Source organism: Nostoc sp. KVJ3, from assembly GCF_026127265.1.
In the GTDB taxonomy this organism is placed as follows: domain Bacteria; phylum Cyanobacteriota; class Cyanobacteriia; order Cyanobacteriales; family Nostocaceae; genus Nostoc.
The window spans coordinates 528410-541349 of sequence record NZ_WWFG01000001.1 but is presented as its reverse complement, the minus strand read 5'-3'; the positions used below and the strand labels follow the sequence as shown (position 1 = coordinate 541349).

The 12940-nt window shown below is 39.5% G+C and carries 14 protein-coding genes; 3 read left to right on the top strand and 11 right to left on the bottom strand.

All coding sequences use genetic code 11. The annotated features are described in order from the left end of the window. Positions 1-75: 75 nt before the first annotated feature. Positions 76-1215, bottom strand: coding sequence for a succinylglutamate desuccinylase/aspartoacylase family protein (locus GTQ43_RS02310; protein WP_265270322.1), 1140 nt, complete (start codon positions 1213-1215; stop codon positions 76-78). Between the two features lie 126 nt (positions 1216-1341). Between GTQ43_RS02310 and GTQ43_RS02305 the strand changes: the two genes are divergently transcribed. From GTQ43_RS02305 to GTQ43_RS02295, 3 genes are all read left to right on the top strand, one after another. Continuing rightward, positions 1342-1851 carry a hypothetical protein gene (locus GTQ43_RS02305; RefSeq protein WP_265270320.1) on the top strand — a complete coding sequence of 170 codons (510 nt, stop codon included), beginning with the start codon at positions 1342-1344 and terminating at the stop codon, positions 1849-1851. 166 nt (positions 1852-2017) lie between these two features. After that, positions 2018-2257, top strand: a complete 240-nt coding sequence (locus GTQ43_RS02300) for a DUF2281 domain-containing protein (RefSeq protein ID WP_265270318.1) — start codon at positions 2018-2020, stop codon at positions 2255-2257. Then, positions 2254-2763 (top strand): type II toxin-antitoxin system VapC family toxin, encoded by a 510-nt coding sequence (locus GTQ43_RS02295; RefSeq protein ID WP_265270315.1) that lies wholly within the window; start codon positions 2254-2256, stop codon positions 2761-2763. The genes GTQ43_RS02300 and GTQ43_RS02295 overlap by 4 nt, the downstream gene beginning before the upstream one ends. A 671-nt stretch (positions 2764-3434) precedes the next feature. Here GTQ43_RS02295 and GTQ43_RS02290 read toward each other — a convergent pair. The 10 genes from GTQ43_RS02290 to GTQ43_RS02245 all read right to left on the bottom strand — a co-directional run bounded on the left by GTQ43_RS02290 (position 3435) and on the right by GTQ43_RS02245 (position 12786). Continuing rightward, positions 3435-3848, bottom strand: coding sequence for a type II toxin-antitoxin system VapC family toxin (locus GTQ43_RS02290; protein WP_265270313.1), 414 nt, complete (start codon positions 3846-3848; stop codon positions 3435-3437). Then, positions 3845-4159, bottom strand: coding sequence for a hypothetical protein (locus tag GTQ43_RS02285; protein WP_265270311.1), 315 nt, complete (start codon positions 4157-4159; stop codon positions 3845-3847). Before GTQ43_RS02285 ends, GTQ43_RS02290 begins: the two co-directional genes overlap by 4 nt. Before the next feature lie 333 nt (positions 4160-4492). Next, positions 4493-4660 (bottom strand): hypothetical protein, encoded by a 168-nt coding sequence (locus tag GTQ43_RS02280; protein ID WP_265270309.1) that lies wholly within the window; start codon positions 4658-4660, stop codon positions 4493-4495. A 79-nt stretch (positions 4661-4739) separates the two neighbouring features. Next, complete coding sequence (locus GTQ43_RS02275) at positions 4740-4877, bottom strand: hypothetical protein (protein ID WP_265270307.1); 138 nt, start codon at positions 4875-4877, stop codon at positions 4740-4742. Positions 4878-5050: 173 nt separating this feature from the next. Beyond that, positions 5051-5236 (bottom strand): hypothetical protein, encoded by a 186-nt coding sequence (locus GTQ43_RS02270; protein ID WP_265270305.1) that lies wholly within the window; start codon positions 5234-5236, stop codon positions 5051-5053. 500 nt (positions 5237-5736) lie between these two features. After that, positions 5737-6720: a hypothetical protein gene (locus GTQ43_RS02265; protein ID WP_265270304.1), complete on the bottom strand. Its 984-nt coding sequence runs from the start codon at positions 6718-6720 to the stop codon at positions 5737-5739. Positions 6721-6891: 171 nt separating this feature from the next. Next, on the bottom strand, positions 6892-7422 hold the full coding sequence (locus GTQ43_RS02260; RefSeq protein WP_265270302.1) for a cysteine hydrolase: 531 nt from the start codon (positions 7420-7422) through the stop codon (positions 6892-6894). Between the two features lie 173 nt (positions 7423-7595). Then, positions 7596-8882: an MFS transporter gene (locus GTQ43_RS02255; RefSeq protein ID WP_265270300.1), complete on the bottom strand. Its 1287-nt coding sequence runs from the start codon at positions 8880-8882 to the stop codon at positions 7596-7598. An 11-nt stretch (positions 8883-8893) separates the two neighbouring features. After that, a complete protein-coding gene (locus tag GTQ43_RS02250; protein ID WP_265270297.1) occupies positions 8894-10015 on the bottom strand; it encodes a PepSY-associated TM helix domain-containing protein in 1122 nt (373 codons plus the stop codon). Positions 10016-10107: 92 nt separating this feature from the next. Next, positions 10108-12786, bottom strand: a complete 2679-nt coding sequence (locus tag GTQ43_RS02245) for a TonB-dependent siderophore receptor (RefSeq protein ID WP_265270295.1) — start codon at positions 12784-12786, stop codon at positions 10108-10110. Between the last annotated feature and the right edge of the window lie 154 nt (positions 12787-12940).

The window sequence follows — 12940 nt, the reverse complement described above, 5'->3', positions numbered from 1 at the left end:
CGGGGATTTAGGGGAATCTAAAACGTTTTGCTACCGAGAAGAGGACTTTTCAAACATCCTCTAAATAACTGGACTTTAGACTAAAAGCCAGAAAATAATCCCCAATACAAACTCGCCTTCATTTACAGCTTGATTTGTTGCGACATCATAAACCAATCCATCTTGTTGAGCGCAGACATCAATAACACTAGGTAAATTACCTTCTTTATTAAAACTGAGAATTTGATACAATTTTTCTCCAGCTTTAAACCTACTACCTAATGCTATTCTGGATTGAATCATCCCACCTGCGATCGCATAATATTTTTTCCGGTTGCTGCTAGATGCGAAAGTCATCTCATGGGTTTTTGTGTCATCCGATAAATCAGGAATTTGCAGTACACCTTTTTGCACTAAATAGTTTTTTACACCCCGTACACCTTTAGCAACTGAATCAGAGTTCATTTGCATTCCTGAGCCTAATTCCAGTGTCCAAGCTTCCACATCAAACTTGATATCTCTACCAAACTTATCAAAACAAGCTTCCAGTGCTAACCAAGGTTTGATAAAAGCTTCATCAAAAGCATCACCATCATATTTATTCAGCAAGATTCCAAAATCAAGCAGGAAGTATTTTGCACTTTCTTGTCGATTTCGGAAGAAATAAAGGTAATCTAATGCTTGATTAGTAGAACTATGTAAGTCAATTAAGTAGTCTGCATCTAAACTCAGATTTTGTAGCTTGTAGGCAAAATGCTCAGTGTAAGGAACACCACTATAAGAATTAATTTTTTCTAAAATTTTCGCAAATTTTTGCTTAATTATAGTTAGATAATTTTGTCGAACAACTTCTAGATCGATATGAAGTTGAGATTTAGTAAAAGCTACTAAATCATCAGCTTCTTTCTCGTAATCCCAAAATATGCGATTCCAGTCTTTAGCTTCATAAACGCAATATCTTCCAGGTGAAAAATGATGAGCGCGTTCATTCGTCCCCATTGGGTTACAAACGGGAACTAACCAAATTTCTCCAGCTAAATTTGCATTATTTATTGTTAATAAAAACTCAATTAGCTGGTGAATAACGGTATTGCCAGCAATTTCTGCACCGTGTAGATTAGATTGAATGTATACCTTTTTACCAGGTTGAGCGCCGATGAATTTGTATATTTGTAAGTATAGGCGATCGCCCGAAGCCATTTGACGTAAAGGAATAGTCTCAATAACTGGCAGCATAAAATAATTCATTGAGAATTTGAGTACATTATCCCTGTATCTGTACTGAATTAAAACTCAATCTTCCTCTGGGTGAATTATCCAAATAAGCTAACATCAAATTACCCAGTAACCAGCACAGCAGCAATGGCAACAAATTGGTTGCGAATCACACATCAAAACGACAAAATCCAACTTTCTTGGCAACGCGGATATGAAAATCCTCGCCTAGCCCCAGCAGTGACCTTCCAACAACCCTTCGATGAAGGAAACGCGGCTGAGTTGCGCTGGTACTTAGAAGATTATTTACAGTTTCTTTACGGTATTTTTCCAGATAACGCTGCAAAAATCGAACAAAAATTACAGCAGTGGGGACAACAGCTATTTGAGCTAGTATTTCGCAGCACAGAGAAAGGAAGAGAGTTTTTTCAAGAAGCGACACGAGACGGGCTTGATAAATGTGAACTGGGCATCATTTCCGATAACGCCGAAGTGCTGAACTTACCTTGGGAGTTGCTATACTCCCCCGATTATCAATTTCTTGCACCTTCACTGGCGGGGATGTATCGCAGTCTCAGCAGTCAGGGCGTAAAAGCACCATTGCGACCCATGCCCAATGACCAGTTAAATATTTTACTAGTTATTGCCCCGTCCTGACGATGAGCAAGATGTTGATTAAATGGTGCGATCATCTGAATTGAGCAGTAGATAAAATTTGCATCCATACCAGAATCTTTTGTCCGTTTCCTCTCTAGAGTGTTAACCTGATAGACTAAAATTATTGGACGTGTAAAAGACGGATAAATAACGTCTGGAGGTTGTTTTGAGTATTATACAAACTGCCACTGAAAAAATGCGATCGCTCCCGCCAGAGAAGCAACAAGAGGTCTTAGATTTTATTGAGTTTCTGCAAAGTCAGATAGCACAAAAAAATACAAACATTGAACAAATTGAACCTATTTCATTTTTGGAAGCTGCTCAACAATTTGCAGGTTGCGTTGATGGTGGCCCCGGTGATTTGGCGACTAACAAACAATATCTTGAAGGTTTAGGAACTGAATGAAGCAGCGAGTCATCATCGATACTGGCCCATTAGTAGCCTTTATTAATCGCAGAGAGCATCTTCATACTTGGGTAATTAATACCTTGGCTACAATTGAGCAGCCTTTACTCACTTGTGAGCCTGTGATTGTAGAGACCTGTTTTCTGTTGCGAAATATCTACGGTGGTCAGGATATGGTGATGTCTTTACTGGACGAGGGAAAGATATTAATTTCGATGTGTTTGAGTGAAGAAGCGGCAATAATTAAAGAATTGCTACGACAATATCAGTCAGTTCCAATGTCATTAGCAGATGCGTGTTTGGTGAGAATGACACAACTGTATCCTGAAAGTGAGTTGCTAACATTTGATAGCGATTTTAGAATTTATCGGAAGAATCGCAATCAATCAATTAATTTCTGTGATTATGCCAGAGGATTTGTAAGAATAGGGTTAAGAACGATCGCTCCTAAACATCATATAATGCAAGGTTCTTTTGCGGCAAGAGAAAAAAGAGCCTATTTCTAGCCTAAATACAAGTTGCAGGGTTATTTAGGAAGAATCTGTTTTGATACTTTAGATAGTATAACTCTTATGGAGTCTAGTTTTGAGATTTTGCTTGCATTTTGCTTAAAGAATAACTGTAAAATGAAAGACTATTTTAAATGAAAATTTTTTAGATTAAATGGTGTGATTTTCTCTAATAATTTTTGAAAATATTGATTTTTTATAGGCTTTTAATTGACAACATCCTTGTTTGCCTTAGCTAAAAGTCTATGTCGTGATTCAAGTGCGTCATTTTTCATTTGTTCATACTCAGCTTTTGACAAGCTTTTTAATACCCATATCTGAACATTTTACAGAAAGTTTGCGTCTAATTACCTAATTTGGGATGGTTATCCAGAATTTTTCCATCTAACATCCCTGTAGTCAATCGCCCCAACTCAACAGCCCACTACATATTTAGAGATTGTGTGTGATGGACAATAAGTAGACAGTTGTTGCGATCGCTCTCACTTGACAATAAAGTAGGCGATCGCATTACACCGTCCAATCCTCAATTAACAATCCGGGTACTTTGCTGAAATCCCGATGGTTGCGCGTTAGCAAAACTAATTTATGAGAAAGTGCGATCGCAGTAAAAGAAGTAGACTGTTGTTGCGATCGCGACTTAAATGACTTTTGCTTACTTGCGACACTTAATCAGACAACAAGATCGCAAAGCCTTCTTGGGTGAAGTGTTTATCGTGTGTCAGTACCTCTATGATCTCCAGTTGACGAATGGTGTGCATAGAAATGCAATCTGTCAAGCTATAGCCTTTATCAAAACGTTGAGAATACAGAGCTAGACCACCTAAAAAAGATTCGCGTGTTTGGGGAATAACTTGAACCCGATCATTTTGTAGAATGCTTTGTGCTAGTTGAAATATTCCACTTCGGGTGTATCTACCAGCAGTTGAGAAATAATTCACAAACTCAGTCAACACCTCATCGGTTGTAATCAGTTTTGTTTGCATCAGTGATTTGTGTATCTCTTGAGTGCGGACATGCCATGCATCTCGTGGATTAGCAAGCGCTATCCAGTAAAACGTATCTACGAAAACAGGATTCATGCTGATGTTTTAGGAGTTCCGTAGAGATACTGGTCGTGTTGCTCTGCGCTATCTGTGTGCAAGTTAACAAGTTCTTCAGGAGGAATACTCTGAGCAAATTGCTCGAACTCGTTGAAGAGATTTAGCAGAGAGTTATCTGCTTGAACAGGAGAAACAATTACTTGAGTGCTATCTGCTTCTTGAATACTATCTTGATTAGAACCTTTGAAGCTAGGTTGCGCCTTTACAGACTGCAAAATGTACAAAATTGCTTCTATCAGTTCCTCTGGTGCTTGCTCAATTTCTCGAAGAAGTTGCTCTTTCGCCGTCATTGCTGATATCCTCAAGCAAATACTTTAAATTGTAGTATTAAGTTGAACTGCGATCACCTTTAGGGATTATCTGTGATATCATGTCCGCATAATTAGTTATGATTCCTACAGTCATTGCACCCTACCCCTTAATCCCCTCCCCGCAAGCGGGGAGGGGAGACAAAGCATAGCTTTGGCGGGGTGGGGTTCTTAGGGTTTAATAAGTAATCAAACGGACATGATATGAGATGCACAAGAAGTAGACCGTTGTTGCGATGTCTGCGACGGGCTACGCCTACCCCCTGACTCGACAATAAACTAGGCGATGTCTACGAGGGGCTGTTCGGTGTCGCATTAAACCGTCCAATCCTCTATTAACAGTTCGGGTACTTTGCCCAAATCCCGATGATTGCGTGTTAATAAAACTAATTTACGAGATAGTGCGTAGGCGCAGCCCGTCGTAGACATCGTAATCAAAGAAGTAGACTGTTGTTGCGATCGCCTTGAAACTCTAAACTCCACCTTCTAGCTAGTCTAGGTCATTTATTGTCAGCGGTGCTTGAGCAGTATGACGCACATACAACACATAAACTGTGGTATCTCAAATCGTAGAAAGCACTCGATATACATTTTTGGCTTTCCCATAAAGGAGTTGGCGTACTTCTTCTGGGAAAATCTCATGTTCGACTGCTAAGGTACAGCTTTGAGGCTTCTCTTGTAGCGTAGCAATAGCATTCATCAATCCTCAAAACCAACGATCGGCAAATTCAGGATTTTGCTCTCGATACCAGCGATATGCTTGCTCAATCTGAGCTTCCGCAATTGGGGTAATCTCAACTTGAAATGCCATATTTTTGCTGCATTTCTTGGACGAAATCCCCAATAGGGCGAGTTTGACCAGCGTTGAGTTCCTCAAAGCCTTGGCCAATACCTGCAATTGTCTCTAACTGATCGATCAATTGGCGTAGTTTTAGTTGGATCGATTTTGCTAGTATTGAGAAAGGTGACGAGAACTTGGGAGCGATCGCTAATATCTTGCGGTAGCTCAGTTAGCTGAATTTGCCCATCCTGATAAATGCCTTCGATGGTTCTGATCATAAGTTGCATCTAGGTTGGTATTTCCTTAATTCTACCAACTAGCGTCAGAGAACTGTCACAACTGAAATTGTAAATTAGAGTAGGGGGTGGCAACTCCCTCAAACCTAATAAAAATGTTTAATTGCTTTTATGAGCGATCGCTCTCACTCGACAATAAACTAGTACAGTGCGGCGGAAATAAACCACCCATTCCAAATCAATGAAACCCTCATGCTGTATTCGTTTTTAATTTTTAATTTTTAATTCCGCCCTGCGGTACTAGGCGATGTCTACGACGGGCTGTTCGGTGTCGCATTAAACCGTCCAATCCTCAATTAACAATGCGATCGCGTACCCGCCATAAACTGGTGGCGATCGCCTGATGAGGGGATGCGATGTCTGCGATGGACTATTTAGTGTCGCATTCATTATAAGAATCCACATGCAATTATAAATGTCTTAGTTGCGGCTCTTTTAAAGGGATGCTTTTGACGTTGTAATGAAATGCATATAAAGAAGTGTCAATTGCAGTTAATACCTTTTAAATTGGGAAAAAATTCTAGAGCTGCACAGGATACCAGCATCGGATCTTCAATGGGAGGGTTTGTATGTGCAACAATGTGAGCAGCAGTAACTTGTTTAAGAGTCCATGATAAATTCTCATTTCTGGAATTAGCGATTTTTTTAACCTGAGTATAAAAATATTCACCACGATTCAAACGATTAGAACCTTGTTGTGCATCACAGCTATAAGTATCATGTTCATCTGAGAGAGGTTTATTGTCTTTCTTACCCAAAATTATAGTCATTGGTGTGCTAAACGCCGTTTTCAATTCTACAAGTGGAAGATGATTTCCAGTTTGTTTTTTCAAGCCACAAGGATACTCTATATATTTATTAGGTATAGTATAGGAACCAGCTTCCGCAGCAACAGCTTTTCTGATCCGTGTATGAGGCATAAAAATAACCATTCGATGAACAAATTGCGCTCCAGCAGAATGACCGTATATATAGTAACTACTTAACTGAAGTTTTTCACTTTTATTCACAAAATCAAAAATATTTTCAATGTCTGAAAATGCCCATTGGTCTTGAGATTTTAGTCGGATAAGAGATTTTGTAAACATATTTCCCAGATTATAACTAGCATATCCTGGGAAGTCATTTTGTCCAAATTGAGGGGCAAGTAATATCAAGTTTGACTGGCTATGGTTATAGATTTTTCTCCAATCATTTCTATAATCTCTAGCATTCCGATTTTCCCCATGCATAGCAAATACTATTTGAGTATTTGAATTCAATTTAGCCGGAATATAATAGTAAACAGGAATAGATGTTTTATTATCTTTAACCTCATAAACAAAACAACCTTCTCCTTTTGTTAACAATCTTGAAGTACAATTATCTTGTTCAAAATTGTGAGAATCAGCCTGACATATTTGAGCAAAGTGAAGAAAATAAAAGAAAAGAAAGATCCTAGTAGCAATAGCAACATATCGTTTCATAAATAAAAGCTTTTAGTAAAATTTTTTTCGAGGCGATCGTCATCAATATAGTATCATTTCATGATAGAGTTTCCTAGTAGGTGTTAGATGAAATTCCCCAGAATCTAATTATCTTCGTGACTGCTTCCTAGTATTCGGATATTAGCCACAAGTGAGTGGTATATGGTTAATTTAGCACAAGTATTTATTGAAATTATTTCTATTTATAGGCTCAGTGATAATATGATTCACTCCAATTAACTGACTTAAAACTAAAATAGCTGCTTTCTGGCAATTATCACCTCCATTTGATGCTGAATAATATTCTAAAAAATAAGACCTGATATTGGATTCAAAAAAATCGACAGCAGTTTTTAATACACAAGCTTCACTATCAATCCCACAAACAAAAATTGTCTGAATATTTCTTTCTTTGATAAATGTAATAGTTTCTACATTACAAGCGGTATAGATAGTTTTGTCAAAAACTTTGTTCACAAATGGTTCAATCTCAGAAACAATTCTTTGATCTATTTCTGAAAGAAGTCCATACCAATTAAGATATTTTACATAAGGACTTTCAAAACTATTTATAAATCTTGTGAAGATAACGTACTCAAATATATCTTGGTCTAATAAAGACTTAATCCGTTGTATAATATGCTTTGTGTTTTCAGATATAAACCCATTTTGAATATCAATGACAAATAGGCAGAAGCTCATATTGTTACTGTAAAATATCATCCAATGGACTATTATAACTAATTACAAACTATAGGAATAGTATTTGATTTTTGAAATATGCTTAGGGAAGCCAGTCGAGTGGGCAAGTTTCCCGACTTGAGCATTAGCGTAGCGGTAGCAACGGAGGAGCGTCACTGGCGTAGCGTAACGCATCATTCACGATCGGGCAGTATGGTTTCTACGTCACGCAGAGGTCGGAAAGCATATCCACTTAAGCCAATAAGTAACATACCTAGCGAAGAGATGAGGTACAAAACTGCCATACCCGAACCTTTTCCCGTGCCGAATATCCAGCCTAATATGGGTGCAAGATTACCATCTGGCATCATTGCAGGTTCAAAAATGTAGTCGGCTAGTGGGCCAGCTATCAAGTAAGCAACTGTTGAAGCAACCAACGTTACAACCTTTAGGGTCGCAAAAACACGTCCTTGTATTTGAGGATTAACCTTGGTTAGCCAAATAGCATCACAGGAACTGCCAAGTATGGGAAAATTCAGAGATGAACAGAATTGTGCTGGAATCCAAATCAATGGTGTCTTAGCTATACCAAAAATAATTTTGCCCAAACTAACACCGATTATCCCAAGTAGCACCCCATCTATCCTACGCTTGAAACCACCCCAGCTATTGATGAGCAATACCCCAACTATTCCACCAATTCCTGCTGCTGAGGCTAAAGTGCCTAATACCTGAGTGTTATTGCCAGTCAGTGCTAGAACCATCGGTGAATAGATTGAGAGTCCAAAGTCATAGGCAAATGTGAATACAAATGCTAACGCTAGCATAGCAAGCAAACTTGGACGTACAGCAATGTAATGCCAACCAAGGTAAATTTCTTGCTTCCAATTAGGGAAACTTTGAGTGTTTGCTGTTGTCATACTAGGTTGTGGGATACGTACTCCCAAAACTGTGGTGACAGCGAATACAAAAGTCATAATATCGATAATTAATATCCCAACAAGCCCAATAACTGAGTAGAGGATACCTGCGAGTGTTGGCGCGATGATACTAGAACCGTAATCAGCTAAAAATCTCAGACTGCTAACACGACTATAGTGCTGCTTGGGCAGCATCGTAGATATAGATGTTGAATAAGCTAGTTCTTGAATTACCTCAAAAATACCTTGGATAGCAACAGCTAAGTATAAATGCCATAATTGCAGATGACTAGTTGAATAAAGTAGTAAGACTGCGATCGCTAACAGACCACTCACTGTATCCCCAACTATCATCAGATATTTACGGTTGCAACGATCTACAATCAATCCAGCTATCGGAGCAATCAAAGCTTGTGGCAGTTGTGCAAACAAACCAAACAACGTTATTGCTGTCACCTGATGCGTTAGTTCCCACACCCAGATAGTGAATGCGAAACCAGTCATTCCACTACCAATAATAGAAAAGGTTTGACCAAGCCAAATAATAATGAAGATATGCACTTGTATGAGTCTTAGATTATGGATTTGTGGCAGACAGATTTTTCTTGGTAGCGATGTCGGTACATGACAAAGCCAGTTATAAATAAAATCAAGGGTGACAATCCGACAAACACGTAGAAAATGCGGCTGAATAAACCACCAAATGTACCGTAGTGTAAGGGAGTAAAAGAGTTGAGGATGCGATCGCCCAACGGCATCTTTAGAGCATTATCAACTCGTAAAACTTTACCCGTGTACTGGTCGAGATAAACATAACTCTGACCACGCTCGGCACTTTCCTGGGGTAGCTTAAACTGAATTATCAAGGTGTCTTCAGGTTTACTAGGCAAAGAAATACTCCTGACTATCGCACCTGGCAAGGCAGCATCAGCAATTTTTAGTTGTTCTGTAAGTCGCAACGGTATCTGACCAGGCTGGGGCACAGAAACAGGTTCTGCTTGCTGTTTAGTAAAGGTCACTCCATAAATGATTGGTTCGGTGAAGTTGTAGAAATTCCAGCAAAAGCCAGTAAAGGCAGTCAGGGTAAGGAACACCACAGCAATCATGCCTGTTACTTTATGAATGTCGAAGTTTACCCGCTTCCGATGAGCATTCCACTTGATCTTGAATCCTGCAATCAGCTTGCGCCAACCGGGCCAGAGAATGATACCCGTAATATTAAGAACCATTAACATGAATGCTATAATCCCAACGATAGTCATACCAATGTCTCCAGCCATCAAAGCATAATGGAGTTGATACAGCAGAAGAATCAGTGTTGTGTCCGATCGCTCACCCATAATTGCACCAGTATAAGGATTGACAAAAACATCCATCCCTTTGTCATTTGGAACAGTGAAGGCAAACATAATTGGTTCATCTGGCTCTGAAGGCACATAGAGTTTATTAAGTTTTAAGTCGTTTCCTGATGAGTCATATACAGCCTTCACAGTATTTACCACTGACTCCAAAGATAGTGGCACTTGTTGGGGAGAAATATATCCAAACTGTTGGGCTACTAAAAAGTCGTTAATTTCCTTTTGAAAGACTAATACACTACCTGTCAAGCCAACTATAATCAGCACAAATCCCATAGCTAAACCGAGATAGCGATGTAGAGTAAATGCCCAGTTGCGGAATGTCTTTGATTTCATCGCAGGTATCCTTTACATACACTGATTACTCCCCTCTCATTCAAAGGAGGGAAGAAAACTGACTCCTTCTCCCTCGCCTTGCTCAGAGGAAATTAAAAACTGAATGAAATTGTGCCCTGAACTGTAAACGGCGCTTGCGGGAACACGTAATAGCCGTTGGTTTCGTAGTATTTCACATCAAACAGGTTTTTGAAATTGAGTGCGGCTCCCCAACCATCACGTTTGTAGAAGATAGTGGCATCGGTTCTGACATAAGAAGCAAGAGTCAACGGATCGCTCTGGTTAGTAATGCGATCGCCTACAAAAAACAATCCTGCACCAAAACCCAATCCCTGCAAACCACCACGTTGAATTTGATAAGTTGTCCATAAGCTAGCGCCATGATAGGGTGCATTCACCAACCGCGAACCTTTCACAGAAGGATCGTTATCTTCGCTGACAAAGGCATCATTCAGGAAACCCGAAGCAATAACCTTCCAACCCGGTGTAATTTCTCCTGCTATATCTAATTCAATTCCGCGGCTTTTTACCTCTCCGATCGCAACTGAAAAATCTGGATTATTAGGATCAGCTGTAGGTACATTAGTCTTTGTAATTTCGTAAGCTGCTAAGGTCAGTGATATCTGACTACTCAGATCGGCTTTAATCCCCACTTCATACTGAGTACCCTTTGTAGGCGGTAGTGATTCTCCATTGGCTGATAGCTGATCGTTAGGTACAAAAGAACGGCTATAACTGGCATACAGCGAAATTGGTTTTATTGGTTGATAAACAATCCCCACGCGAGGAGAAAAGGCTGTATCGTAAAAACTAGACTTTTCTGGAGGGCTGCCGTTAATTGTGTCAGAAATGAATGTATTATCAAAATTGAGAAAATCATACCTGCCGCCAACTAACAATTTCAAATTTGGCATTAATGTCACTTGATCTTGTAAATAAATTGCTGCTGTATTTGTGGTTGATTTAGATTCCACTGCATAAGTAAAACTGTCACGAGCAGGAATTTCGTATCCATAGATAGGATCGAAGATATTTAGTGATGAAATACTTGCTTGATCCAGTGAATAGTTACTAATAGTTCTACTAAATTCCACACCAAAAAGTAGCTGATGCTGAACCGATCCAGTTTTGAATTCACTAATCAAATCGGTTTGCAGCGATAAATCGTCATTTTCACTAGGAGAAAGACCTGTAGAATAGTCTCGCAGTAAGGTACTACCATCAGCAGCTAACTCATTAGGATTAATGTGGGTATCGTATGTTTGAGTAAATTGACCAGACAAACTACTTCGCAGACGCAAGTTTTGATTAAATCGATGGTCTAGAGTTACAGCAAAGCGGTTGCTTTCAATATCAATCGAGTCGGTTGGTTCACCTAAATTTCGGCTGATCGGTAGGGTAAGAAAAACACTGTTAGGCAAAAAACCACGATCAAATGCTCTATTGACCTTTGTGTATTGGTATTCCAGAGAGATATTTGTAGCATCATCAATTTTATAGCTGACAATAGGAGAAATATCTACAACATCCCCATTCACAAAATCACGAAAATTACCAGAGTTTTCATAGGCAATATTGAGACGATATAAAAGATTTTTATCTGGAGTAAGAGGCCCAGAAATATCAATAGACGAACGATAAAAACTGTAACTTCCTGCTGTAAATTCACCAGCATAGTAGGGTTCAGCTAACGGTTGTTTTGTGACGTAATTGACAACACCACCTGGTTCAAATTGGCCATATAGTACCGAAGCTGGGCCTTTTAGAACTTCAACCTGTTCAACGTTTGCACCATAGATAAAAGAGTTTTGAGTTTTGAAGCCATTTCTCAAAATGTTTGTGTTCACAAATCCCCGAATCGTTAAGTCATCTACAGCGCCGCTATAGCCTGTTCCTACTGATACACCAGACACGTTACGGGCTGCATCTGAAATTCGCGTGATTCCTTGATCCTGAATTACTTGTTTGGGTACTACTTGAATGGATTGAGGAATATCGCGTAGTGGTGTGTCAGTTCTGGTTGCAGTTGATGTTTCAGGTACACGATATCCATCTTGTTCACCCGTCACCACTATTTCAATCGGCTCATTACTCGGCGCAGAAGGTTGATTTGGTTCAGTTTGTCTTGGTTCAGGCTTTTGTGGGGTTTGCGTTTGTTGTCCCTGCGACGTGGAAGAAGCTGTACTAGCCACACTAAAAATCAAACCCTCGTCAGGACTGTCAAACAACTCTACAGCAGGTACACTCGCATCACCAATCACCGTTACTCGGATAGTATTGGCATCAAAGTTTGTCACCGTGATTTCGTTAATCCCTGCAACTGGCCGTTCCGAGCGAAATGTGAATGCATCGCCATTAGCTAGACGTAGTTGGGCGTTGGGAATGTCAGTGATAAAATTATTGCCCGAACTGCGATTTACCAGTTGTAATTTTTCACCAAGGGAAGTCTGTAAAATTACTTCCACACCCTTAGCAGTGGGATTAGCCTTAACTGAACTCACCGGGACGATTTTTGTTGCATCCCCTTGACTGAGTTGTGGCGCTTGTCGAAGTATCTCTGCACTTTTGGCAGGATGTACTAGTTCACTGATTCGCTGAATCTCTTTGATGGGTTCGACGGTGAATGATTGATTGGAATTAGCATCTGTTGGAGTTGATTTCGGATGCTCTGATACACCTATCCCTACTTCTTCACTTCTGGCAGTAGTTGCGATCAAGACATTCAAAGAGCTTGTTAATAACAGGTAGGGAAGCAATTTTTTCAGTTTCATTCCAAATTCAGATCCTCACGGTCTACTAGTAGCGTTAGAGCTTAATAGAAAAGTTTTTCACTTCATATCTGAAATTAAACTATTCTAACCATAAAGTAAAGTGAGAATCTCTCGCAAGATACTTGATAGTTTTATCAAGTTTTTTAGTCTCCTA

Bases quoted from the DNA above. Each gene is read 5' to 3' on its own strand.
- GTQ43_RS02310 (WP_265270322.1), bottom strand. From the start codon at position 1,215: ATGCTGCCAGTTATTGAGACTATTCCTTTACGTCAAATGGCTTCGGGC.
- GTQ43_RS02305 (WP_265270320.1), top strand. From the start codon at position 1,342: ATGGCAACAAATTGGTTGCGAATCACACATCAAAACGACAAAATCCAA.
- GTQ43_RS02295 (WP_265270315.1), top strand. From the start codon at position 2,254: ATGAAGCAGCGAGTCATCATCGATACTGGCCCATTAGTAGCCTTTATT.
- GTQ43_RS02290 (WP_265270313.1), bottom strand. From the start codon at position 3,848: ATGAATCCTGTTTTCGTAGATACGTTTTACTGGATAGCGCTTGCTAAT.
- GTQ43_RS02285 (WP_265270311.1), bottom strand. From the start codon at position 4,159: ATGACGGCGAAAGAGCAACTTCTTCGAGAAATTGAGCAAGCACCAGAG.
- GTQ43_RS02275 (WP_265270307.1), bottom strand. From the start codon at position 4,877: ATGAATGCTATTGCTACGCTACAAGAGAAGCCTCAAAGCTGTACCTTA.
- GTQ43_RS02270 (WP_265270305.1), bottom strand. From the start codon at position 5,236: ATGATCAGAACCATCGAAGGCATTTATCAGGATGGGCAAATTCAGCTA.
- GTQ43_RS02265 (WP_265270304.1), bottom strand. From the start codon at position 6,720: ATGAAACGATATGTTGCTATTGCTACTAGGATCTTTCTTTTCTTTTAT.
- GTQ43_RS02260 (WP_265270302.1), bottom strand. From the start codon at position 7,422: ATGAGCTTCTGCCTATTTGTCATTGATATTCAAAATGGGTTTATATCT.
- GTQ43_RS02250 (WP_265270297.1), bottom strand. From the start codon at position 10,015: ATGAAATCAAAGACATTCCGCAACTGGGCATTTACTCTACATCGCTAT.
- GTQ43_RS02245 (WP_265270295.1), bottom strand. From the start codon at position 12,786: ATGAAACTGAAAAAATTGCTTCCCTACCTGTTATTAACAAGCTCTTTG.